The following is a 23015-nucleotide window of genomic DNA, read 5'->3' as shown; positions in this document are numbered from 1 at the left end:
TAGTCGTGTCCGGCAACCGGCCCGAGGTTCCCGCCGGGACGACTCCGTTTCGACGGACGGAACTGATCCGGCCGCAATGACATCTCTTGCGTCTGTATGTCACGCGTTGAGCCTTTTCGAGTTCTTCGTTCGCCCCTGAAGTACTGCCTCTCACGCGGAATGTATCGGGCCGTCGGCGACAGGCCCTTGCCCTGGCGAGGGGCCCGCTGCGGGGGCAGCCCCCCGCCCCGCCCTGCGGGCAGCGCACCGGCGCATCGGGGGGAGTGCCGGATGGGCCGGTCCCCGCGCCGCTGGTGGGATGGTCGTCCGCCACCCGTTCCGGGGCGCGACAGCGGGCGGGCCACCGCACGAACGGCCCGCCCCCCGGCGCGCGGGCGAAGCGGACCGAAGAGGGGTCACCATGTTCGCGTTACGAAGGCGCAGGCGGAGCATGCTCGTCCTGACCGGCTCGACGGCGGTACTCCTCGCCGTCTCGACCGGGCTGACGGCGGCGGCGAGTGAGCAGCGGGCCGATCCGCTCCGGCGTCAGGTGGACACGGTCCACGCCTCCGGGGCCGTGGGAGTGGCCGCCGAGGTGACATCGCCCGGCGGCCGCTACAGCGCGCGCGCCGGTACGGCCGAGCCTGGGACCGGGAAGGCGATGCCGCGGGACGGCAGGTTCCGGATCGGCAGTGCCACCAAGACCTTCACCGCCGCGATCGTGCTGCAGCTCGTCGGCGAGGGGCGGATGTCCCTGGAGGACAGCGTCGAGCACTGGCTGCCGGGAGTGGTCCGCGGCCACGGCAACGACGGCGGCAAGGTCACCGTGCGGCAGCTGCTGCAGCACACCAGTGGCGTCCGCGACGTACTGCCGGAGATACCGGCGCTGAACAGTGCGGCAGGCTACCGGGCCGAGCGGTTTCGCACGTACACGCCTCAGGAGCTGGTGGGGCTGGCCATGCGGCATGCGCCGGAGTTCGAGCCCGGCACGGACTGGTCGTACTCCAACACCAACTACGTTCTCGCCGCGATGATCATCCACGAGGTGACCGGCCACAGCTGGGCGCAAGAGCTGAAGGACCGCATCATCCGTCCGCTGGGCCTCAGGGGCACCAGCGCTCCCGGCGCCTTCCCGTTCATCCCGGGACCGCACGCCCGTAGCTACGCCACGTACGGCACGGGTACGGGTACGGGCGTAGACGCAGGTACAGGCGCAGGCATCGACGTCACCGTGCTCAATCCGAGCATGGGCACCGGCGCCGGCTCGGTCATCAGCACCACGCACGACCTGAACCGGTTCTACGCCGCACTGCTCGGCGGCCGGCTGCTGGCTCCGACGCAGCTCGACGAGATGACGACCACCGTGGACGCGCCCGAGCTGGGTGTGCGCTACGGACTCGGTCTGGGCGAGCTCCCGCTGCCCTGCGGCGGCAGCTACTTCGGCCACCCGGGCGAGCTGCTGGGCTACCACACCTGGAGCGGCGTCACCCGGGACGGCACCCGGACCGCGGTCGTGTACACCACCAGTGACGGCGGGCCGCACACCCAGGAGGCCATGAACGCCCTGGTGGGCAAGGAGCTGTGCCGGGCCCGTTCTTGAGAACGGACCCGGCACACACGCGGTGCGGCGCCGAGGCCGGCCGAGCGGCGCACGGGGTCAGACGAGGAGCTTCGTCTTCGCCTGCTGGTACTCCTCGTCCGTGATCGCGCCCTTGTCCTTGAGGTCGGCGAGTCTCGTCAGGTCATCCACGTGGCTGCCCTTCGTCGCGCCGCCCGCGCCGTCCGAGCCCGCGGCGTCTCTCACGTACGCCTTGAACGCCGCATCCCGCTCCTTCGCCTCTCTCGCGTCGCGCGTCCCCATGGACTTGCCGCGGGCGATCACGTAGATCAGGACGCCCAGATACGGCAGCACCAGGGCCAGGATCAGCCAGCCCGCCTTGGCCCATCCGCCCAGGTCGTCGCTGCGGAAGATGTCCATGATCACGCGGAACAGCAGGAACAGCCACATGATCCAGAGGAAGAACCAGAGCATGGTCCAGAAGAGGTTGAGCAAGGGGTAGTCGTCCATCGTCCACTCCAGGGAGCCGCGTCGCATGGGTGAATACGAAATAAGTCATACCACCGCAATTCGCCCCTCGCGCGGTGGGCTGCGGACGCGGTACCCGCGGGGTCGCGAGGAGTACGGTTGACGTGTCGAGGGAGGCGTGGGCCTCCGGGAGGCGGTTCGCCTCGTGGCTGTGAAGACGTGTCCGTGCAGGGACTTCGGGCGGTGCGCGCGTGCGCGCGCCCGATGACTCCGACCGGAGCCCGGTCGGGGCGGTAGGGCGGGTCACCGTGCCGATCCCGCCGGACGGGGCGGGCGAAGTGCTGGTCGCCGTACGCGGCGGGTCCGAGGCCTACACCGCGTGGTCGTCCACGTCGATCGGCAGGGACGTACGCGTCGTGGTCGTCGACGCGGTCTCGGCACGCACCGTGGTGGTGGAGCGCTTGCCGTCCTGACCCGAGAAGTGACGTCTGACAGGAGTCCTCTCATGTTGTTCTGGCACGTTCCCGCCCCCAACGAGGCGATGCTCATATCGGGTTCCAAGCGGCAGACGCAGGACACGCAGTTCCGGATCGTCACCGGCCACGGAAGCTTCGTCCTCCCGGTCAAGCAGAAGGCGCGGATGCTGTCCCTGGCGCTCCGGGAGGCGGAGATCACCGAGGACTGCGTCACCCAGCAGGGCATCCGGCTCACGGTCCGGGCCGTCTCCGTCTTCAAGGTCGGCGACGACGCGGTGTCCATCGCCAACGCCGCGCGCCGCTTCCTGTCCGAGCAGAACCAGATGGAGGAGCTCGTCGGCCGGATCTTCGCCGGACACCTGCGCTCCATCGTCGGCGGACTGACCGTGGAGCAGATCATCCGGGAACGCAGCCGGGTCTCCCAGGAGGTCATCGCCGGCAGCCACGGCGAGATGGAGAAGCTCGGCATCGTCGTGGACGCCCTCCAGATCCAGGAGATCGACGACGCCACCGGGTACATCGACAACCTGGCCGCCCCGCATGCCGCCGCCGTCGCGGGCCACGCCAGGATCGCCCGCGCCAAGGCCGACCAGGAGGCCGCCGAACGCGAGCAGCAGGCCTCCGCGCTCAAGGCCGAGTACGAACGGGACACCGCGATCAAGCGGGCCGGGTTCCTCGCGGAGACCGAGCAGTACAACGCCCGTGCCGCCCAGGCCGGGCCACTCGCGCAGGCCAGGGCCTCGCACGAGGTCATCGACGAGCAGACCGCGCTGGCCCAGCGCCAGGCGGGACTGGCCGCCCAGCGCCTGGAGGCGGAGGTCGGGCGGCCGGCGGACGCCGAGGCCTACCGGCAGCGCACGCTGGCCGAGGCTGCCCGCGACCAGGTGAAGTTCCAGGCGGACGGAAGCGCGTACGCCGAACGGACCCTCGCCCAGGCCCAGGCGGACGCCAACACGGCCCGCGCGGTCTCGCTGCGGGAGGGCAACCAGGAGCTCATCGCGGCCAACCGCATCGTGGAGAACCTGCCGGCGCTGGCCGATGCCGCGGCCCGGGGGATGTCCGGAGCCAGCCTCACCGTGCTCAACGGCACCGACGGCGTCAACGAGATGGCGGCGGGCGTCGTCGGCCAGGGGCTGGCGATCCTCCAGTCGCTCCAGCGCGGTACGGACACGGGGGCGGCTCCGGCGCGCGGTCCGGGGGACCGGACCGCGGGCGAGGGTCTGGGGGAGGACCTGAGCCGGGACGGGAGTGCGGACCGGGACCAGAGCGGGGACCGGAACCGGACGCCCCGGATCTCCGGCGCGGAGTGACCGGACGGAGACGGGGACCGGGACCGAGCCGGGTTACGCCTCCGGTGCGGAGGCGGGGACCGGCGCGGCTGACTCCAGGGTCGTGGTCGCGCTGACCGCCTCGGTCGCCTCGGAGGTCGCGGCAGCCGTTGACGTGGACAGCGCCGCGGTCGTCGCCGCCGCCTCGGCGCGTGCGGTCGACGACACCTTCCGATGGTGCGCGAGAATTCCTATGAAGCCCGCGAGGAAGCCGCTGACCAGGCCGGATACCGCGTGGTTGACCGCGTTGACCGACTCGCTGTCCGGCACTCCGATGATCGCGTAATTGACTCCCGCGCTCATCACCGCCCCGATCACTCCGCCGATCACGCCACTGATGACGGCACCACGCAGCGGTGACCCCGGAGCGGCCGAGGGGGCGGAAGCGGGGGCTGGGGCGGAAGCGAGCGGGGCGGTCATCGGCGGAGGCCCTCCAGACAGGGTGCGATGAGACCGGGAGCAGCTTCCGGGCACGGCGGAACGCGCGCTCCAGGATCTGCTCGCACGGGCAGCCGCCCGGTCCGGGGGATGCAGCAGATACCTTGCGACAGAACACATGTCCCCCGCAACACCTTCTCATTTTCCCCATGTTGGCGCCCCGGGCGGCGTGTGTGGGTTCGCCGTGGGGCTCGTCGTGAGGGTGGGGCGCGCGGGGTGGTCATGAGTGCGTCGAACATGCCGTAGAGTTGTGTTTACCGACGCGGGGTGGAGCAGCTCGGTAGCTCGCTGGGCTCATAACCCAGAGGTCGCAGGTTCAAATCCTGTCCCCGCTACTGAAGAATCAGACCCGGCACGCATGCAGCGTGCCGGGTCTGATTCGTTTTGTACGTGTCCATGTATGTACGTGTGTACGTTCGTGGGGCCAGGGGCAACCGATCGATGCGGGCCGCGCCCCGCCGGGCACGTACTCCCATTGGCCGTCGAGGACTGGCCCCGCGACCCTGCCCCGGGAAGTCTGGGGGTGGTGCGCGGTACCGTCCGCGGCCGTGAGCGCACCGGGCAGGAGACCACAGGTGGGGAAGCGGGAGCAGCGGCGGGGGAGGAGCCCGGACGAGATCCGGAACCGCCGGTTCGTCCGGGCGCTGCCGGGGCTGGTGCTCATCGGCGGTCTGGCGTTCGACCTCTTCACCCCGCCCGCCTTCACCGCTGTGCCCCTCTTCGCCGCGGCTCCGCTGATCGCGGCGCCGTTCTTCTCCCGGGCCGGCACGATCCGGGTCGGGGCCGCCGCGCTGCTGTGCGTGGCCGGGCTGCGGCTCTCCGACGGAACGCTGATCCGGGTCGTGCCGTTCATCGAGCTGCTCACCGTTCTCACCGTCTCGGTCCTCGCGGTCTTCATCAACGGGGTCGTACGGCGCAGCAACGAGCAGCTGGCCTCCGCACGGGTCATCGCGGCGACCGCCATGCGCGCGGTGCTGCCGACGCCGTCCGACCGGATCGGCGGGCTGTACGTGGCCGCGCGGTACGAGGCGGCGCAGGCGGACGAGTTCGTCGGCGGCGACCTGTTCTCGGTCACGGACACCCCGTACGGGGTGCGGCTGGTCGTCGGGGACGTGCGCGGCAAGGGCCTGGACGCGGTGGAGGCGGTGGCGGTGATCATCGGCGCGTTCCGGGAGGCCGCCGAGCAGGAACGGTCGTTGGAGGGGGTGGCCCAGCGGCTGGAGCGTGCGCTGGCGCGGGAATCGAGCAGGCGCGGCGGCCTCGACGCGGTCGAGGGGTTCGTCACCGCCGCGCTGGCGGAGATCCCGCAGGGTTCCAACCGGGTGCGCGTCGTCAACCGAGGCCACCCCGAACCGCTGCTGCTGCACTCGGACGGGGCGTTGGAGGTGCTGCGGCCCACGCTGCCCGCGCTGCCCCTGGGGATGGACCTGGGCGTGTGGCCGGACCGCTCCGACGAGTGGGAGCTGCCCGCCGGGTCGACGCTCCTGCTCTACACGGACGGCCTCTCCGAGGCGCGTGACGCCGCGGGGGTCTTCTACGATCCCGCCGAGCGGCTGCGCGGACGCATCTTCCCGGGCCCCGAGGAGCTGCTGTCGGCGCTGGCCGATGATGTGCGGTTGCACACCGGCGGGGTGACGACGGATGACATGGCGCTGCTGGCGGTGGTGCGCCCGACCGAGGGGCAGCCGGACCGGCGCACGACCGTGAAGATCGTGGGCCTGGAGGGCGGCGCAGGGTGAAGACGAGGGGCCGGACGGGGGAGGGTGTGTGCGACTACGGGGGAGGACCGTGGCCGATGCCACCGTGCGTAACCGTAAGGAACCCCTCCGCATAACATTTGACGCAATGTCAGAAAACAGATAACGATTGAGGGGCGATCAACTCGCCCGATTCCACCCGGTTGTGTCCCGTAAAGTCCAGGCCAAGGACCGGAACGATCAGTTGGAACGGCTTGGAATCGGACCCGTGTGTCTATTAACGTTCGATAACGCAGCGCGGTTGTCCCAGTCGCCGTCCAAGGCGGCACCGTGCGCGAGCGCCGAATTCCGCAAGGGAACCGGGGAACCACCTACATGGGGTGAATCGGGCATCTCTGTCTCGTCGAGAGACGGAGGACCCGTAGGAGACCTTCCTGCTCCGAACCCGTCAGCTAACCCGGTAGGCGAGAAGGAAGGAAAGGAGCGCGCCCCAGTGGCGTCCAACAAGCCTGCCCCCGAAGCCCCCTCCCGGTTCGTTCCCGAACACGGAAATGACTTCGGAACCGGGCCCGGTGACCCCTACGGCACCAACTACGGAACCGCTTACGGGACCGATCACGGAACCGCTTACGGGACCGATCGGGGCAGCGAGTTCGGCAACGGCTTCCGTGCCGACGAAGCCGAGGCCGACAGGGCGTGGGAGGAATGGAACCCCACCGAGGAGTCCGTCCGCCCCGTACGCGGCAAGCACCGCGTCGCCAAGCAGCGCAACGGTCTCGCCCGTAGCTCCACCGTTCTCGGCGTCGGCGTCATCGCGGCCGTCGGCGCGGGTGGCATGGCCTCCGCCCAGAGCAAGCCGCCCGTGTCTATTTCTCTTCCCGACGCCATCTCGGACAAACTCCCCGAGGCCAAGTCCCTGCCGGGCGTCGGTGCGTTGTTCTCGGGTGAGTCCGAGGCGGAGAAGGCCGAAGTGGCGACCGCTTCCGCCCCGCTGACGACGGCCGGCATCACCGCCACCGAGGCCGAGCAGGGCACGACGGACGCCGGCGAGGCGCTCCGCGCCCGCATCCTCCAGCAGGCCGAGCAGCAGCAGGGCTCCGCCGACGCCGAGGCAAGGGCGGCCGAGGAGAAGGCCGCTGCGGAGAAGGCGGCCGCCGAGGCGAAGAAGCAGCAGGACGCCGCGGAGGCCAAGGCCGCCGCAGCGAAGAAGAAGGCCGCGGAAGAGGCGAAGAAGAAGGCGGAAGCGGTGCGGCTCGCCAAGCTCGCCGCCAGCTACGCCATTCCCACCTCCTCGTACACGATCACCTCGACCTTCGGCGAGGCCGGTTCGATGTGGTCCTCCGGCTATCACACGGGCCTCGACTTCGCGGCGCCGACCGGTACCCCGATCAAGGCCATCCACAGCGGCACCATCAAGTCCGCCGGCTGGTCCGGCGCGTACGGCTACCGCACGGTCCTGGAGCTCGAGGACGGTACGGAACTCTGGTTCTGCCACCAGTCCTCGATCGGCGTCGGCGTGGGCCAGAAGGTCACCACCGGGGACACCATCGGGCGCGTCGGCGCGACCGGCAACGTGACAGGCCCCCACCTCCACCTCGAGGTCCACACCCCGGACGGCACCGGCATCGACCCGATGCCCTGGCTGCGTGCCCGGGGCCTGACGGTCTGAGTTCCGCCGCACACGGCCGGAGCCGGGGAGTCCGGGCACGACCGGATCCGGGGGCTCCGATCTCCGGCCCGCCCGTGTTCGCGCCCGCCCATGCCCCGTGCCGTTCTGCGGCCCATCGACCCCGGCAGTCCTGACGCTCACCCCCCGACGTCAGGGCTGCCGGTCCTGTCCGGGATGCGCGGGATGTGCCTGTAGCTGCCATGGAATAGTGGGTACCGTGCGGCGGGTTGTTCCCTCCATGACTTCTCTTCGCAAGCTCGGTTCGTCCGACCTCCAGGTCTCCACGCTCTCCCTCGGCGGCAACGTCTTCGGCTGGACCGCCGACGAGGCGCAGTCCTTCGCCGTTCTCGACGCGTACACGGCGGGCGGCGGCAACTTCGTCGACACCGCCGACACGTACTCCTCCTGGATTCCCGGCAACGTGGGCGGCGAGTCGGAGACCGTCCTCGGGAAGTGGTTCGCCGCGCGGGGTAACCGTTCCGACGTCGTCCTCGCCACCAAGGTCGGCTCGCACCCCGAGTACAAGGGGCTCGCCGCCGCCACCATCAAGGCCGGGGCCGAGGAATCGCTGCGCCGGCTCGGCACGGACTACATCGACCTCTACTACACCCACCACGACGACGAGACCGTCCCCGTCGAGGAGATCATCACCGCCCTCGACCAGCTGGTGAAGGAGGGCAAGGTCCGCGAGATCGCCGCCTCCAACATCAGCCCGGAGCGGCTGCGTGCCTCGATCGACTTCTCCGAGCGCGAGGGGCTGGCCCGCTACGTGGCGCTCCAGCCGCACTACAACCTCGTCTCGCGCGACACCTACGAGGGCGAACTCCAGGACACGGCCGCCGGCGCCGGACTGGCCTCGGTCCCGTACTTCGCCCTGGCCTCCGGATTCCTGACCGGCAAGTACCGCCCCGGCACGACCGTGGACAGTGCCCGCGCCGGCGGCGCCGCCCAGCACCTGGAGACGGAGCGCGGCCAGAAGGTCCTCGCCGCGCTCGACGAGATCGCGCGGGAACGGAACGCGGAGATCGCCACGGTGGCGCTGGCCTGGCTGGCCTCCCGGCCGACCGTGGTCTCGCCGATCGCCTCCGCCCGTACGGTCGAGCAGCTCCCCGCACTGCTGGCCGTCCACGACCTGCGTCTGACGGACCAGGAGCTGACCACGCTCACCGAGGCATCCGCCTAGGGCCTGTCGTAGGGCTGTTGTCCGTGCGGCTGCTGTCCGTGGGCCTGCTGTCCGTACGGCGGCGGGTTGTACGGCTGCGGGCCGTAGGGCTGCGGGTTGTGGGGCTGCTGGCCGTACGGGTACGCGGGGTAGGGCTGTTGGCCGTACGGGACCGGGCCCGGGTGCGGGGCGGGGGCGCCATGGGGCTGGTGTGCCCCGTACCCGGGGTGCGGCCCGTAGCCCGGGTGTGCCCCGTAGCGCTGGTAGGGCGGGCGCGTCGGACGGGTGTGCCGGGGGCGCAGGCGTCCCGCCGCGTACGCCAGAGCGGGCCCGGCGACCTCACGGCGCTGCCACAGGTGGTGCAGCAGCTCCAGCTCGCGTTCCGCCAGATGCGGGCCCGCCGTGCCGCGGCGGGCCTGCCGGCGGAGGAAGGCCAGTGACGTGGCGAACGACTCGTACTCGGCGACCGCACGGGCCGCCGCCTTCCCCCGGGCTTTGGCCTGGGCCTTGGCCTGAGGGGTGACCGGAGCCGGTACGTAGCCCCGGTGGCCGTACGGGCCCGCTCCCGCTGCCGTCGCCTGCCACCGGCGTGCGGTGTCCCTGGCCATGCCGCGTGCCCGCATCGACGACAGGGCCAGGGGCTCGGCGGGGGAGAGCCAGCCGGCCGCCGCGTAGGCGGGCAGCTCGACGGCCAGGGTGCGCAGGTCGCGCAGCCGGGACCAGATCGCCAGCCAGGTCACCAGGCCGAAGGCGGGCACCATGAACACGCCGTACACCACGTAGAAGCCGTACGGGCCGAACGTCGCCGAGCCGTTCCACAGGGCGTGCATGCCCATCGCGAGGACCAGGCCGAGCAGCGGCAGCGCGATGCGGCGGACCCGCTGGTGGTGTGCGCTGCTCGCGGCGAGGCCGAAGCCGATGCCGGTCATGACGGTGAACAGCGGATGCGCGAACGGCGACATCACCGCCCGTACGAAGAACGTCGCGACCGTCACCGAGGCGAACCCCGAGCCCATCTGCTGGTCCTCGCCGAAGGCGTTGCCCAGATAGAGGATGTTCTCGGTGAAGGCGAAGCCCGTCGCGGCGAATCCGGCGACGACCAGACCGTCGACGATCCCGTTGAAGTCGCGTCTTCGGAACAGGAAGAGCAGCAGTACGGCCGCGGCCTTGGCGCTCTCCTCGACGACGGGCGCTATGACGGTGGCGCCCAGGGTGTCCGCGCTGCCCGGGTCGGCGGTGGCCGTGGCGATCCACTGGGTCGCGAAGGAGTTCGCGAGGATCGCGACGAGGGCGGCCGCGCAGGCACCCCAGGCGAAGGCGAACAGCATGTTGCGCCACGGGCCCGGTTCGACCCGGTCCAGCCAGCGGAACGCCGTCATCAGCAGCGGGACCGGCAGCACCGCGAGGCCCAGTCCGACGAGGAGTCCCTGAGTGCCCGTCTGGTCCCGGACCAGCGCGAGGATCACCAGGCCGCAGAGGGCCAGCACGGTGAAGACGGCGACGACGCGGAGCGTTTTGCTCCGCCACAGCATGCCGACGCGGCGTGGGTGGTAACGCCACTGGCCGCGCTCCGGCACGGCAGCCAGGATCTCGCCGACCCGCTGCTCCTCGAGCACCGGGACGGCCGGCTGCGACTGCCGCTGATGCGGATCAGAACCGTCGGACACCCCATGACCCTAACGAGGAGGACTGACAAGGGCCATGGCGTTCGGCCGGGTCCGCCCACCGGGACGCCTTCTTGGCCAAGGCGTTGCGGCGTGGCCAAGGCTGCCGTGGCCAAGGCTGCCGTGGCCAAGGCTGCCGCGGCCGGGGCGGCCCGGGTGGCGGAGGGATCAGCGGCGGGCGAACAGCAGGTCGTGCACGACATGGCCCTTGTCCAGGCCCTGCCCCTCGAACCGGGTCAGCGGCCGGAACTCCGGCCGAGGCGCGTAACCGCCGTCCGCCGCCGTGTTCCCGAAGCCGGGGTGCGCGCTCAGCACCTCCAGCATCTGTTCGGCGTACGGCTCCCAGTCGGTCGCGCAGTGCAGAACCGCTCCGGGCTTCAGCCGCTGCGCCACCAGGTCGAGGAACTCCGGCTGGATCAGCCGGCGCTTGTGGTGGCGGGACTTGGGCCACGGGTCGGGGAAGTAGACGCGTAGCCCGTCCAGTGAGTCCGGCGTCAGCATCTCCCGAAGCAGGATGATCGCGTCGCCGTTGGCGACCCGGATGTTGGACATGCCGTTCCGGTCCGCGAGACGGAGCAGATTGCCCTGGCCCGGGGTGTGCACGTCAACGGCGAGGATGCCGGTGCCCGGGTCGTCGGCGGCCATCTGCGCGGTGGCCTCACCCATGCCGAAGCCGATCTCCAGCACCACCGGCAGCCCGTCGAACAGCTCGGGCAGATCGATGACCCGCAGCCCGTCGATGTCCAGGCCCCACTTCGGCCAGAGCCGCTCCAAGGCGTCCTGCTGGCCGGGCGAGACCCGGCTGCGGCGCGGCTGGAAGCTGCGGATCCGGCGCTCGTGGTGCGAGCCGGCGGGATCGGCCGCCGGGCCCCCGGGGAAGCGGGGCGCCTGACGCAGCCTGCGCTGGCGGTCCAGGGCCGCGGCGCGCAGCTCGTCCGGGATTCCGGCGGTGGCGGACGCGGCCGGCGCGGGTTCGGCTCCGGGCGCGGCGTCGCCGGGCGTCGCGGGGGAGGGGTTCATGGGCTCAGACACAATGCCCTGATTCTACGGCGGGCGGCTTCCACCCCGTCCCCTGCGCTCTCAGCAGCGCCCTGCGCGCGACCTCCCGCCCGATGGGCAGGGAGGCCGTGGCGGCGGGCGACGGTGCGTTCAGCACATGCACGGTGTGCGGGGCCTCGCGGATGAGGAAATCGTCCACCAGGGTGCCGTCCCGGAGGACCGCCTGGGCCCTGACCCCGGCCGGGGCGGGCCGCAGGTCGGCCTCCGTGACGTCGGGCAGCAGCCGCCGCACGGCCGTCGTGAAGGCGTGTTTCGACAGCGAGCGATGCACCTCGCCCGCCCCGTACCGCCAGTGTCTGCGGGCTATCCGCCAGGAGCCCGGCCAGCTCAGCGTGTCCATCAGCTCGCGGGGGCGCACGACCGGCCAGCCGTAGCCCTCGCGGGCCAGCGCGGGCACCGCGTTCGGCCCGACGTGCACACCGCCGTCGTGGCCGCGGGTCAGGTGCACGCCGAGGAACGGGAACGCCGGATCCGGCACCGGGTAGACCAGGCCCCGCACCAGATCGGGCCGGGCCAGCTCGTAGTACTCCCCCCGGAACGGCACGATCCGCATCCCCGGGTCGTCGCCCGCCAGCCGCGCCACCCGGTCGCAGTGCAGCCCCGCGCAGTTGACCAGCACCCGGGCCCGCACCACCAGGCCGTCCGCCGTCCGCACCGCGACGCCCCAGGGCCGCCGGTCGATCGCGGTCACCTCGGCGCCGAACCTGATCAGCCCGCCGCCGGCCCGGACCTCGGCGGCGAACCGCTCGGTGACCGCCCCGAAGTCGCACACCCCCGTCTTGCCCACCCGGATCGCGGCGAGGCCGCGCACCCGGGGTTCGTACTCCGCGATCTGCGCCGGCCCCAGCTCGGCCACCGGCAGCCCGTGCTCGCGGCCGCGCTGCACCAGCGCGTGCAGCCGGGGGAGCTCGGAGCGCCCGGTCGCGACGATCAGCTTGCCGGTCACCGCGTGCGCGATGCCGTGTTCCCGGCAGAACTCGACCATCTCGGCGCCGCCGCGCAGCGCGTACCGCGCCTTGAGGGAACCCGGGCGGTAGTAGATGCCGCTGTGGATCACCCCGCTGTTGCGGCCCGTCTGGTGGCGCGCGGGGCCCCACTCCTTCTCCAGCACGGTCACCCTGGTGCCGGGAGCGGCCCGCGTGATCGCGTACGCGGTCGACAGACCGACGATCCCGCCGCCGATCACCAGCACATCGCAGTCGTACGCCGCGTGCGTCATCATCACGCCACCTCCCACCCCGATAGTGCACTGACCCACTGACAACGCACTCAAACCCCGCAGGGCCAGCGTGGCGCCCGGGATTCCGGCGGCGCGGGTGCCGGACCCGCGGGCCCGGCACCCGGCGCGAAGGGTCCTACGCGGGTGCCACCAGCAGCGGGCGGGCGCGTTCCCGCAGCTCAGCGACGCGCGGCTCGTCCCCGTAGGGCTCCAGCCGGTGCAGCAGGTCGCGCACGTACTCGGTGGTCCGCGCCGACGAGATGCGGCCCGCCACCTCCACCGCGCGGGTGCCGGCCGCGCAGGCCGCGTCCAGATTCCCCGATTCCAGTTCCGCGACGGCCGACACCACGAGCCGCAGCCCGTGCGAGCGGACGAACTCCTCGGTCGGCCTGGACAGCGCCTGCTCGGTGAAGCGCCGCACCTGCCTCGGCGCCTTCAGGTCGAGGTGGCACTCCGCCGCGTCGGCCGCGAACCGGTCGTACGAGTAGAAACCCAGCCACGACGGGTCCGCGTCCCCGTCCCGGGAGCGCTCCAGCCACCCCTCGGCGGCCTTCAGCGCGGCCCCCGCGGCCGGAGCGTCGCTCGCCTTCGCGTGGGCCCGCGCCTCCACCAGGCGGAAGAAGCTCATCGTGCGCGCCGTCGCGAGCCCGCGGTTGCGCTCCACGGCGGCCTGCGCCAGGTCGACCCCCTCGTCGGCGAAGCCGCGATAGGTCGCCTGCAGCGACATGGAGGCGAGGACGTAGCCGCCGAGCGGTACGTCGGCCGCGGCGCGCGCCAGACGCAGCGCCTGGATGTAGTAGCGCTGCGCGGCCTCCTGCTGGCCGGTGTCGAAGGCCATCCAGCCGGCGAGCCTGGTCAGTTCGGCCGCGGCGCCGAAGAGCGCGCGGCCCACCTCGTCACTGTACGAACCCAGCAGCAGCGGTGCGGCGTCGACCCGTAAGCACTCCGGGACCATGGACGAACGCCAGTCCCCGCCGCCGTACTTGGAGTCCCAGCGCCGGGCGTCCTGGGCGGCCTCCCGCAGTTTGGACACGTCGCTGTGGCCGACCCGCAGCGGCGAGACCCCGTGCGCGGACTCCGGCCCCGGCTGGGCCGGGATCGACACGCTGTGCCCCGGCACCGGCGGCGCGCCGTGCCCGTGGACCGGCGGCGCCCCCGCCTGACCGGGTACGAGTGGCGTCCCGGTCAGGATGTGCTGCCCGGGTACGCCGGGCGGCGCCGCGGCACCGGGCGCGCCCTGCGCCCCCGCTGCGCCCCGTGCGCCCTGCGTGCCGAGCACGGCCGCCTCCGCGGCCGCCGAGGCGCGGGCCACCGACGGATCGGCGGGGGATATCAGCCAGCGCGACGCGGGAGTGGCGTACGCACTCACCGAGAACGAGCCCGCGAGCGACTGCCAGATGCCACCGCTGCCGGCCCGCCGCCCGGCCAGATCCAGCCGGTACAGCTCGGTCGCGGAGCGGACCGCCTCACCCACATCGCGCGGGAACGTCAGACCGACCTCCGGCGCGGGGTCGGCATCGGCGAGCCCGATCTCGTGCAGCGGGACCGGCCGGCCGAGCTTGGCGCCGATCGCCGCAGCGATGAGATGGGGCGCGGCGCCCTGCGGCACCATGCCCTTGGAGACCCACCTGGCCACCGAGGTCTTGTCGTACCGAAGTGTCAGCCCGCGCTGCGCCCCGAGGTCGTTGACCCGCCGGGCGAGCCCGGCGTTGCTGATTCCCGCGAGGGCGAGAACGGTTCCGAGCTTGTCGTTCGGTCCGCGTTGCTCCCTGGACATGCGCCACCCCTCGACACACAGACGGCAGCCGCGACACCGTTGCGGCGCGCGGCATTCGTACCGTGTTCTCCCCAGGGACGAACCCTCGCACTCCGACCGCACACGCATTTGGCCGAGCCCCGAGGAATATGCCGCTCTGCTGAGAACATCAGTCAACCCAGCGTAGTTCGCCGCATCCCTACCGTTAAGGGGCGGACGTCCGTATGGCGGGATTGTTGCCCGCCCGGCGCCTTCGGTTGCCGACCGCGTCGGGCGACGGCGAACAGCGGCGAACCGGGGAGGCTCCTGAGGCGCGAGGAGCGGGCGGGGCGGACGTGGTGGGCGGCAGGCGAAGGAGAAGTGAAGGCGGGGCGGAGGGAATGCGGGGGAAGGTGGAGGAGGGGTGTGGTCCGCCGGGCGCACCTGGGGAAGCGTCCGGGGGCGGTCCCGGGCGAGCGGCGTTCAGGGGCGGGCCCGGAGGGGCGCGGACGGGCTGCCGGGGAGGCGCGGGCAGGGGTGGCCGGGGGAGGCGCAGGCGGTGTGCCGGGGAGGCGTGGACGGGGGTGGCGGGGCGGCGTGCACGGGGCGCGCGGGTAGGCGCCGATCCGTCGTCCGCATCCCTGAACTGCCCGTTGACCAGGCAGTATCCGGGTGCCGGGCGGTCGGGCAAGGCATGGTTCGCGGGGGCCGGCCGGCCTTTGCGGGGGGTCCCGTTCCGGGTCTTCCGGCGCGCTCCTGGCGTGTGGCCGTGCGCCCGGCCGTGCGCTCTGGCCGGGTCCGTACGGAAGCGCTTGCATGGGTGCTGCGTGGGTCGGCCCGTCGCGCTGGACGCTGCGGGCCGGGGGAAACCGCCGTCTCATTCCCCGCAGGCGGTGGACAGGTCCGGGAGGCGAACTGTGCCTCCCGGACTGTACGTCGGCCCCGTCTCGGGCCGCGCGTCGGAACCTGCGTCGGGTGGGGCGAGAGACCGGCGCCGGGGTGTCCGGCCGGGCCCGCGCAGGGGGTCATGAGGCAGACCGACGAAACGCACCCACGCGCGCTCGCGTGCGAGGTTCGTGCGGACGGCCGCTCGGGAGCCGGGTGGGAGACCCGGTGGGAGCCCGTTCGGGGGTGCGCGTGGCTCCGGCGAATCGTTCCCGGACCTTGAGGCGGCCTGCGGCGGCCCGTGATCTTGTCCGATGCGGGAGGGAACAGAACGGGAGATATGCGCATGAAGGCGGTCATGGACTTCCGGTGATCCGGTTCCAAGGCGCCCTGAGATTGGCCGAATGTCGCCCGTCGGGCGGGGTTGGGCCGGCGGGTTCGCGGACATCCCGTCGGCTGCCGGAGCGAGGGTACGCGCCGTGGCCGGATCCGGGCCCGGGTGGCGGTACGTGCGGGAGAGGGCAACAGGCGGAATCCGTAACTCCGTTGCTGCCGGGTACGACGCGCGCGGGCGATCTACCCGTCGGCGCGGCCGGCAGTCCCGCTCCGGCCTTTGCCAGGGGCGCATGCGCTCACGACGTGCGCCGTCCGTAGCCACTCCTGCGCGCCTTTGTCGTGGCAGCATGTCCGCAACGGCGCCGCGCGTTACCGGAGTTCTCCCGATAACGCCCAGCCGCGCCGTTTTGTCCACAGCCTGTGGAGGCGGCGATGCGTTGGTTGGTGGGCTGGAGCAGTATCGCCGCGAGCTTCGGCACGGCCGGAGCGGTCGGCGCGAGTGACGAGGGGCGCACGATGCACCCCGTGGGTTCCCAACTCCTTTGGGGCGACCCGGATCCGCTCTGGGCGGTCGGGGACTGGCGGCCCGACGAGATCCGCACCGTCCGGGTGGACACGGCCGAGGGCGCGCCCACGGTCCGGCTCGCCGTACTCGGCTGCTGCGGCGCCAGCGACGAACAGCTGCGCGTCGGGCTGCTCGCCGCCCGCGGCGGAGCCCTGCGCCACCTCACCGCGTGGACGGGCAGCTACACGGCGGTCGTCCAGATAGGGCGACGGATCACCGTGGTGGGTGACCTCGCCGGAGCCCGCCCCGTCTTCTACACACCGTGGGCCGGCGGCACGGCGTACGCCACCGCCGCGCTCCCGCTCGCGGACCTCATCGAGGCGCAGCTCGACATCGGCCACCTGGCAGCCCTGCTCGCCTGCCCCGAGACGCCGGAGGCGCTGCGCGACGGGACCCCGTACGCCGGGGTGAAACGCATCCCGCCCGGACACGCGCTGATCCTCCGCGAGGGCTCACGGGAGATCACCGGGTACGAGGCCGTGGCCTCCCTCGCGGTGGCCGCGCCCGAGCTCGATCCGGTGAGCGCGGTCGACGGGGTGCGCGACGCCCTGGTCGAGGCCGTGCGCGCCCGGCTGCTGGCGCCCCGCCACGCCCCGGAGACCGTGCCGCCCGACCCCGGCCCGGTCCCCGGCATGGGTCCCGCCGAACGCCGTGCCGCACGGGGGGCGCCCGTGCCCGGCATCGGCTCCGACCTCTCCGGGGGCAGCGCGTCCGCCACCCTCGCCCTGCTCGCCGCCGGGCTTCCCGGACTGCCCGGCACGCTGCTGGGCCACGGCACCGGAGCCGGCGAACGGCTGCTCGCCGTCACGTTCAACGACCTGACCACCCGCGACCACGAGGACGAACTCGAACGCGCCCGTGTCATCGCCGCCAACCCCCGGCTCCACCATGTCGTCGTCGCCGCGGGCGAGGAGGCCCTGCCGTACGCGGAGCTGGAGAACGGCCCGCTGACCGACGAACCGGCCCCCTCCCTCGTCGTCGTCGAACGCCATCGCCGCCGGCTCGCCGCGGGCAGCGCGGACCACTTCGTGGGCGACGGCGCCCGGCAGGTGCTCGACGCCCACCCGGCCCGCCTGGCCGACCTGCTGATCGACCGCCGCCGACGCCATCTGCTGCGCCCGGTCGCCGCGCTGGCCAAGGCCGAGGGCCCCTCCGCGCACTCCCTGTTCGTCCCGCTGACCGTGTACCGGGCGGCTCGGCGCCTCGCCCGTACGTCGTACCGCACCGGTCTCGAAGCGGCGGCCGACCGCCTTCCCGACGCCAACCGCCTGACCCCCGACCTCGACACCCCCACCGACGCCTCGCTCGCCGCCCTGACCTGGTCGCGTCCGGGCCCCGCCGCTCGCTGGCTGACCGGGGAGGCGCTGGCTGAAGTATCGGTTCGCCTTCAGGAGGCGGCGATCCGACCCACCTCCGTCCAACGCCCCGGCGAGGCCCGCGCCAGAGCCGCGCTCGCCCGGAACGCCGCCGACCACCGGATCCTGGAGCAGGCCGCCGAGGTCCGCAGCCAGCGGCTGCACGCACCCTTCCTCGACAACCAGGTCGTACGCGCCGCCCGCGCGCTCCCCGAGTCCCTCAGGGTCCAGCCGGGCGCCCGAGCGGCGGTCCTGCGCCGGGTCCTGGCGGGCACCGGCATCCACGAGCTGCCGCCCGGCTGGGGCGCGCCGTCGCAGGCCACCTCCACCGAGGTCACCCGTACCGGCCTGCGCGCCGCGCTGCCCGAGCTCATCGCCCTCTTCGACGCCCCGCTGCTCGCCGACGCGGGCCTGGTCGAGGCCCGCGTCGTACGCAAGGCCCTGCGCGCGGCCGCCGAGGGCGAGCCCCTCCCGCTGGACGGCCTCGCGGACCTCGCCTCCACCGAACTGTGGCTCCGCCGGCTCGTGTCGCGCCGCGGCACCTGCTGGACGGGCACGGCGGCACCGCGTCAGCGAGCTGTCGCCGGCGGAGTGGTCCCGGCCCGACGGACGCTCCAGCCGTAGGCCGTACTCGGCAGCCGTACCCGTGGCCCGTACGCCGTCACCGGTCCTCCGCGGGCCGCCTTCCGTTGTCGGACCGGCGGGACACAATGGCGGTGTGCGGTATCTGATCCTGGGCGTCACGGAGGCGCGAGACGGGCGGGGCGGGGTGCTGCCCCTCGGAGGGACGCGGCTGCGGTCCCTCCTCGCGGCCCTGGCGCTGCGGCCCGGCCGGTCCGTGCCGATCGCCGAGCTCGTCGACGACGTGTGGGCGGACGGCCCTCCGGCGGACGCCCCCGCCGCCCTCCAGGCCCTGGTGGGCCGGCTGCGCCGGGCGCTCGGGAGGGACGCGCTCGCCAGTACCCCGGGCGGCTACCGCCTGGTGGCCGGCCCGGAGGACGTCGACCTGTACGTGTTCGAGCGGCTCGCCCGGCAGGGCGCGGCCGAGCTGGAGGCGGACGCGCCACAGGACGCCGCCCGCACGCTCCGTACGGCACTCGCCCTGTGGCGTGGACCGGCCCTGGCGGACCTGCCCGACCGCGACCACGGCCACGCGCTGCGTCCACAGGCCCACCGGCTGGCCGCGCTGGAGCACCGCATCGAGGCCGACCTGCGCTGCGTGGGGGGGGGGGGGGGGCGGGGGCCCCCCCCCCCCCCCCCCCCCCCCCCCCCCCCGCCCGGAGCTTCGGCTCAACTGGCTTCCTGGAACGCCTCGTAGACCTTCTTGGGAATCCGGCCGCGGGCCGGCACCTCCATCCGGTGCGACCGGGCCCAGGCACGTACGGCCGCCGGGTCGGGTGCGAGCGAGGTGTGCCGGTACGAGACGGGAACCTTGCCGTGCTTGCTGGCATTTGTCTGCTTACGGCCGGCTGCCATGTACGGAGCCAGGGCCTTGCGCAGTTTCTTTGCATTGGACGGATTGAGGTCGATCTCGTACGACTTCCCGTCCAGCGCGAAGGTGACCGTTTCCGCTGCCGCTCCCCCGTCGATGTCGTCGGAGAGTGTGACCACTACGCGCTGAGCCACGGATATCGGTCCTTTCCTGCGGCATCGGCGCGCCTGACATGCGCGGATGCCGGCCTTCCGGCTGTGAGCGCGGATGAGGGCCGACTGTTGTCGGCCGTTCCGGGGCAATGCTGCTTTCCCCGGTAATCATTTGTACAGCGATGGGCACCGCATTGTGAAGCCCACCCAATTACCTGCGCGTGTCAGCCTGCTATCTGTGCGGCTGGTGGGGATTTTTGCGCAGGATTTTTTGCATCCCTTGTGGCATCCGCAGTACATCCGCAGTTGTGTCCCGGTCGCCTTCGCCGGCGGGGTCTATATCCCGACGTGATCTCGGCCGTCCGATATCTACCCGCGTAGAATTTCTGGACAGGTACGCTGAGGGGACCCGCGGGGGTCCTGGGGAACCCCCCGGAGAAACAGCCGCACCACACCACCACACCGGGAGTGCCAGTGGCACGCGTCGTAGTCGACGTCATGCTCAAGCCCGAGATCCTCGACCCGCAGGGACAGGCTGTGCAGCGTGCGCTGCCCCGTCTCGGCTTCGAGGGAATCGCGGACGTACGTCAGGGAAAGCGTTTCGAGCTGGAGGTCGAGGGACCGGTCGACGAGGCCGCCCTCACCCGTATTCACGAGATGGCCGAGACGTTCCTCGCCAACACCGTGATCGAGGACTTCACCGTGAAGGTGGAGAAGGCCGAGGAGTCGAAGTGACTGCTCGTATCGGAGTCGTCACTTTTCCGGGCACCCTCGACGACCAGGACAGCCTTCGGGCCGTACGGGTCGCCGGCGCCGAGCCCGTATCGCTGTGGCACCGCGACAAGGACCTGCACCAGGTCGACGCGGTCATCCTGGCGGGCGGTTTCTCCTACGGCGACTATCTGCGGGCCGGAGCCATCTCCCGGTTCTCGCCGGTCATGGAGACGGTGATCGAGCAGGCGAAGGCGGGCATGCCGGTTCTCGGCATCTGCAACGGCTTCCAGATCCTGACCGAGGCGCATCTGCTGCCCGGCGCGATGCTGCGCAACAACCACCTGCACTTCATCTGCCGCGACCAGAAGCTGCGCGTCGAGAACGCCGGTACCGCCTGGACCTCGGACTATTCCGAGGGCCAGGAGATCTCCGTACCGCTCAAGAACATGGACGGCCGCTACACCGCCGACGAGCACACGCTCGACGAGCTGGAGGCCGAGGGCCGTGTCGCGTTCCGCTACGTGGACGTCAACCCCAACGGCTCGCTGCGTGACATCGCCGGCATCACCAACGCCGCGGGCAACGTCGTCGGCCTGATGCCGCACCCGGAGCACGCCGTCGAGCCGCTGATCGGCACCGGTGGCACCGACGGTCTCGGTTTCTTCACCTCGATCATCAAGAAGCTGGTCAACGCATGAGCCTGGACACGGTCAAGCACGCGGCCGAAACCCCGGACACCGAGCAGCCCTGGAAGGAGCTCGGCCTCAAGGAGGACGAGTACGCCCGGATCCGCGAGATCCTGGGCCGCCGTCCCACCGGCGCCGAGCTCGCCATGTACTCGGTGATGTGGTCCGAGCACTGCTCCTACAAGAGCAGCAAGGTGCACCTCAAGCAGTTCGGCGAGAAGGTCCCGGAGAATGACGCGATGCTCGTCGGCATCGGCGAGAACGCCGGTGTGGTCGACGTCGGCCAGGGTTACGCCGTCACCTTCAAGGTCGAGTCGCACAACCACCCCTCGTACATCGAGCCCTATCAGGGTGCGGCGACCGGAGTCGGTGGCATCGTCCGCGACATCCTCGCCATGGGTGCCCGCCCGGTCGCGGTCGTCGACCCGCTGCGCTTCGGTGCGGCCGACCACCCCGACACCAAGCGCGTCCTGCCGGGCGTCGTCGCGGGCATCGGCGGCTACGGCAACTGCCTGGGCCTGCCGAACATCGGCGGTGAGGTCGTCTTCGACGCCTGCTACCAGGGCAACCCGCTCGTCAACGCCGGCTGCATCGGCGTGATGAAGCACGAGGACATCCACCTCGCCCAGGCCTCCGGGCCCGGCAACAAGGTCATCCTCTACGGCGCGCGCACCGGCGGCGACGGTATCGGCGGCGTCTCCGTGCTGGCCTCGGAGACCTTCGACGACACCAAGCCCACCAAGCGCCCGGCCGTCCAGGTCGGCGACCCGTTCCAGGAGAAGCTCCTCATCGAGTGCACCCTGGAGATCTTCAAGGAGAAGCTCGTCGCGGGCATCCAGGACCTCGGCGGCGCCGGGCTATCCTGTGCCACCTCCGAGCTGGCCTCGGCCGGTTCGGGCGGTATGCGCGTCGAGCTGGACACCGTGCCGCTGCGCGACTCCTCCCTCTCGCCCGAGGAAATCCTCATGAGCGAGTCGCAGGAGCGCATGTGCGCGATCGTCGAGCCGCAGCACGTGGACCGCTTCCTGGAGATCTGCGAGAAGTGGGACGTCATCGCCACCGTCATCGGTGAGGTGACCGAGGGCTCCCAGCTGGAGATCTTCTGGCACGGCTCGCGAATCGTGGACGTGCCGCCGAGGTCCGTCGCCCACGAGGGACCGACCTATCACCGTCCGTTCGCCCGCCCGTCCTGGCAGGACGCGCTGCAGGCCGACGACGCAGGGAAGCTGGCCCGTCCGGCCAACGGCGCGGAGCTGCGCGAGCAGGTCCTGCGGCTGGTCTCCTCCCCGAACCAGGCCTCGAAGTCCTGGATCACGGACCAGTACGACCGGTTCGTGCAGGGCAACACCGTGCTCGCGATGCCCGAGGACGCCGGAATGGTCCGCATCGACGAGGAGTCCAACCTCGGCGTGGCCATGGCGACCGACGGCAACGGCCGGTACGCGAAGCTCGACCCGTACACCGGCGCGCAGCTCGCCCTGGCGGAGTCGTACCGCAACGTCGCCGCCTCCGGTGCCAAGCCGCTCGCCATCTCGGACTGCCTGAACTTCGGTTCGCCCGAGGACCCGGACGTCATGTGGCAGTTCGCCGAGGCCACTCGTGGTCTGGCGGACGGCTGCCTGGAGCTGGGCACCCCGGTCACCGGCGGAAACGTCTCGCTGTACAACCAGACCGGTGAGACGGCGATCCACCCGACGCCGGTCGTGGCCGTGCTCGGCGTGATCGACGACGTCACCCGGCGCACGCCGGTCGCCTTCAAGGAAGAGGGCCAGCTCCTCTACCTGCTCGGCGACACGGACGAGGAGTTCGGCGGCTCGGCCTGGTCCGAGGTCATCCACGACCACCTCGGCGGCATGCCGCCCAAGGTCGACCTGGGCCGCGAGAAGCTGCTCGGCGAGATCCTGATCTCGGCCTCCCGCGACGGCATGATCGACGCGGCGCACGACCTGTCCGACGGCGGTCTGATCCAGGCGGTCACCGAGTCCTGCCTGCGCGGCGGCAAGGGCGCCCGGCTGGTCGTGCCGGACGGCCTGGACGCGTTCACCTTCCTGTTCTCCGAGTCCGCAGGACGCGCGATCGTCTCGATCCCGCGCAGCGAGGAGCTCCGCTTCAACGACATGTGCGGGGCTCGGGGTCTGCCCGTCACCCGGATCGGTGTCGTGGACGGCGAGGAGATCGAGGTCCAGGGCGAGTTCAGCATTCCGCTGAGCGAGCTGCGCACGGCGCACGAGGGAACCATCCCGGCGCTGCTCGCGTAGGTTCGCGAGCGCAGAACGCAGAACCCAGACCACAGAGCGCAGAGCGGGGGGGGGGGGGGGGGGGGGGGGGGGGGGCCGCGGCGGGGGGGGGGGGGGGGGGGGGGGGGGGGGGCGGGGGCGGGGGCGCGGGGGGGGGGGGGGGGGGGCGGCGGGGCGGCGGGGGGGGGGGGCGGCCCGGCC

General features: G+C 72.1%; 17 protein-coding genes, 1 tRNA gene, 1 pseudogene and 1 riboswitch. Of the genes and pseudogenes, 12 read left to right on the top strand and 7 right to left on the bottom strand.

Annotated features, from left to right (window positions below; all coding sequences use genetic code 11):
* Positions 1 to 430: 430 nt before the first annotated feature.
* Complete coding sequence (locus tag ACGFU6_RS35125; protein WP_393616621.1) at positions 431 to 1579, top strand: serine hydrolase domain-containing protein; 1149 nt, start codon at positions 431 to 433, stop codon at positions 1577 to 1579.
* Positions 1580 to 1636: 57 nt separating this feature from the next.
* Here ACGFU6_RS35125 and ACGFU6_RS35120 read toward each other — a convergent pair whose 3' ends face one another.
* Positions 1637 to 2047 carry an SHOCT domain-containing protein gene (locus ACGFU6_RS35120; RefSeq protein WP_393616655.1) on the bottom strand — a complete coding sequence of 137 codons (411 nt, stop codon included), beginning with the start codon at positions 2045 to 2047 and terminating at the stop codon, positions 1637 to 1639.
* 209 nt (positions 2048 to 2256) lie between these two features.
* Here ACGFU6_RS35120 and ACGFU6_RS35115 point away from each other — a divergent pair, with 209 nt between their 5' ends.
* Positions 2257 to 2478, top strand: a complete 222-nt coding sequence (locus ACGFU6_RS35115; RefSeq protein ID WP_393616620.1) for a hypothetical protein — start codon at positions 2257 to 2259, stop codon at positions 2476 to 2478.
* A gap of 32 nt (positions 2479 to 2510) precedes the next feature.
* Positions 2511 to 3791, top strand: coding sequence for an SPFH domain-containing protein (locus ACGFU6_RS35110; protein ID WP_393616619.1), 1281 nt, complete (start codon positions 2511 to 2513; stop codon positions 3789 to 3791).
* A 33-nt stretch (positions 3792 to 3824) separates the two neighbouring features.
* Here the strand turns inward: ACGFU6_RS35110 and ACGFU6_RS35105 are convergent, their stop codons facing one another.
* Positions 3825 to 4229, bottom strand: coding sequence for a hypothetical protein (locus ACGFU6_RS35105; protein ID WP_393616618.1), 405 nt, complete (start codon positions 4227 to 4229; stop codon positions 3825 to 3827).
* A 279-nt stretch (positions 4230 to 4508) separates the two neighbouring features.
* Between ACGFU6_RS35105 and ACGFU6_RS35100 the strand changes: the two genes are divergently transcribed.
* From ACGFU6_RS35100 to ACGFU6_RS35085, 4 genes are all read left to right on the top strand, one after another.
* Positions 4509 to 4582: transfer RNA gene (locus ACGFU6_RS35100), tRNA-Met, on the top strand.
* Positions 4583 to 4822: 240 nt separating this feature from the next.
* The gene (locus ACGFU6_RS35095) at positions 4823 to 5986 is read left to right on the top strand and encodes a PP2C family protein-serine/threonine phosphatase (protein ID WP_393616617.1); all 1164 of its coding nucleotides are present in this window, start codon (positions 4823 to 4825) and stop codon (positions 5984 to 5986) included.
* Positions 5987 to 6273: 287 nt separating this feature from the next.
* Positions 6274 to 6426: riboswitch (cyclic di-AMP (ydaO/yuaA leader) on the top strand.
* Positions 6427 to 6437: 11 nt separating this feature from the next.
* The gene (locus ACGFU6_RS35090; RefSeq protein WP_393616616.1) at positions 6438 to 7613 is read left to right on the top strand and encodes a M23 family metallopeptidase; all 1176 of its coding nucleotides are present in this window, start codon (positions 6438 to 6440) and stop codon (positions 7611 to 7613) included.
* Positions 7614 to 7851: 238 nt separating this feature from the next.
* Positions 7852 to 8796: an aldo/keto reductase gene (locus tag ACGFU6_RS35085; RefSeq protein WP_393616615.1), complete on the top strand. Its 945-nt coding sequence runs from the start codon at positions 7852 to 7854 to the stop codon at positions 8794 to 8796.
* Here ACGFU6_RS35085 and ACGFU6_RS35080 read toward each other — a convergent pair.
* From ACGFU6_RS35080 to ACGFU6_RS35065, 4 genes are all read right to left on the bottom strand, one after another.
* Positions 8793 to 10442 (bottom strand): PrsW family glutamic-type intramembrane protease, encoded by a 1650-nt coding sequence (locus ACGFU6_RS35080; RefSeq protein ID WP_393616614.1) that lies wholly within the window; start codon positions 10440 to 10442, stop codon positions 8793 to 8795. The genes ACGFU6_RS35085 and ACGFU6_RS35080 overlap by 4 nt on opposite strands.
* Positions 10443 to 10607: 165 nt before the next feature.
* Entirely contained in the window at positions 10608 to 11459 is an 852-nt protein-coding gene (gene trmB / locus ACGFU6_RS35075; RefSeq protein WP_393616654.1) for a tRNA (guanosine(46)-N7)-methyltransferase TrmB, read from the bottom strand.
* Positions 11460 to 11463: 4 nt separating this feature from the next.
* On the bottom strand, positions 11464 to 12720 hold the full coding sequence (gene lhgO, locus ACGFU6_RS35070; protein ID WP_393616613.1) for an L-2-hydroxyglutarate oxidase: 1257 nt from the start codon (positions 12718 to 12720) through the stop codon (positions 11464 to 11466).
* 133 nt (positions 12721 to 12853) lie between these two features.
* The gene (locus ACGFU6_RS35065) at positions 12854 to 14494 is read right to left on the bottom strand and encodes a sporulation protein (protein ID WP_123524664.1); all 1641 of its coding nucleotides are present in this window, start codon (positions 14492 to 14494) and stop codon (positions 12854 to 12856) included.
* Between the two features lie 1611 nt (positions 14495 to 16105).
* Here ACGFU6_RS35065 and ACGFU6_RS35060 point away from each other — a divergent pair.
* Both ACGFU6_RS35060 and ACGFU6_RS35055 read left to right on the top strand, forming a co-directional pair.
* Positions 16106 to 18217: an asparagine synthase-related protein gene (locus ACGFU6_RS35060; RefSeq protein ID WP_393616612.1), complete on the top strand. Its 2112-nt coding sequence runs from the start codon at positions 16106 to 16108 to the stop codon at positions 18215 to 18217.
* A gap of 94 nt (positions 18218 to 18311) precedes the next feature.
* Positions 18312 to 18809, top strand: a pseudogene (locus ACGFU6_RS35055) (BTAD domain-containing putative transcriptional regulator); the annotation flags it as partial.
* 74 nt (positions 18810 to 18883) lie between these two features.
* On the opposite strand, the gene ACGFU6_RS35050 reads toward ACGFU6_RS35055, so the two are convergent.
* Complete coding sequence (locus tag ACGFU6_RS35050; protein ID WP_207319115.1) at positions 18884 to 19219, bottom strand: Lsr2 family protein; 336 nt, start codon at positions 19217 to 19219, stop codon at positions 18884 to 18886.
* Positions 19220 to 19645: 426 nt separating this feature from the next.
* Between ACGFU6_RS35050 and purS the strand changes: the two genes are divergently transcribed.
* The 3 genes from purS to purL are packed head-to-tail and all read left to right on the top strand — an operon-like array spanning position 19646 to position 22835.
* Positions 19646 to 19912, top strand: coding sequence for a phosphoribosylformylglycinamidine synthase subunit PurS (gene purS, locus ACGFU6_RS35045; RefSeq protein WP_078617732.1), 267 nt, complete (start codon positions 19646 to 19648; stop codon positions 19910 to 19912).
* Positions 19909 to 20589 (top strand): phosphoribosylformylglycinamidine synthase subunit PurQ, encoded by a 681-nt coding sequence (purQ, locus tag ACGFU6_RS35040; RefSeq protein WP_123524693.1) that lies wholly within the window; start codon positions 19909 to 19911, stop codon positions 20587 to 20589. The genes purS and purQ overlap by 4 nt, the downstream gene beginning before the upstream one ends.
* Positions 20586 to 22835, top strand: a complete 2250-nt coding sequence (purL, locus tag ACGFU6_RS35035; protein WP_393616611.1) for a phosphoribosylformylglycinamidine synthase subunit PurL — start codon at positions 20586 to 20588, stop codon at positions 22833 to 22835. The genes purQ and purL overlap by 4 nt, the downstream gene beginning before the upstream one ends.
* Positions 22836 to 23015: the final 180 nt, after the last annotated feature.

This window comes from Streptomyces sp. NPDC048462 (genome assembly GCF_043200175.1).
GTDB lineage: Bacteria > Actinomycetota > Actinomycetes > Streptomycetales > Streptomycetaceae > Streptomyces.
Note: the sequence above shows the minus strand (reverse complement) of the source record. Positions and strands in the feature narration are given on the sequence as shown.

What these genes read in the sequence shown, in the direction of transcription:
- ACGFU6_RS35125 (WP_393616621.1), top strand. Translation starts at nt 431, where the DNA reads ATGCTCGTCCTGACCGGCTCGACGGCGGTACTCCTCGCCGTCTCGACC.
- ACGFU6_RS35120 (WP_393616655.1), bottom strand. Translation starts at nt 2,047, where the DNA reads ATGGACGACTACCCCTTGCTCAACCTCTTCTGGACCATGCTCTGGTTC.
- ACGFU6_RS35110 (WP_393616619.1), top strand. Translation starts at nt 2,511, where the DNA reads ATGTTGTTCTGGCACGTTCCCGCCCCCAACGAGGCGATGCTCATATCG.
- ACGFU6_RS35105 (WP_393616618.1), bottom strand. Translation starts at nt 4,229, where the DNA reads ATGACCGCCCCGCTCGCTTCCGCCCCAGCCCCCGCTTCCGCCCCCTCG.
- ACGFU6_RS35085 (WP_393616615.1), top strand. Translation starts at nt 7,852, where the DNA reads ATGACTTCTCTTCGCAAGCTCGGTTCGTCCGACCTCCAGGTCTCCACG.
- trmB (WP_393616654.1), bottom strand. Translation starts at nt 11,459, where the DNA reads ATGAACCCCTCCCCCGCGACGCCCGGCGACGCCGCGCCCGGAGCCGAA.
- lhgO (WP_393616613.1), bottom strand. Translation starts at nt 12,720, where the DNA reads ATGATGACGCACGCGGCGTACGACTGCGATGTGCTGGTGATCGGCGGC.
- ACGFU6_RS35065 (WP_123524664.1), bottom strand. Translation starts at nt 14,494, where the DNA reads ATGTCCAGGGAGCAACGCGGACCGAACGACAAGCTCGGAACCGTTCTC.
- ACGFU6_RS35060 (WP_393616612.1), top strand. Translation starts at nt 16,106, where the DNA reads ATGCGTTGGTTGGTGGGCTGGAGCAGTATCGCCGCGAGCTTCGGCACG.
- purL (WP_393616611.1), top strand. Translation starts at nt 20,586, where the DNA reads ATGAGCCTGGACACGGTCAAGCACGCGGCCGAAACCCCGGACACCGAG.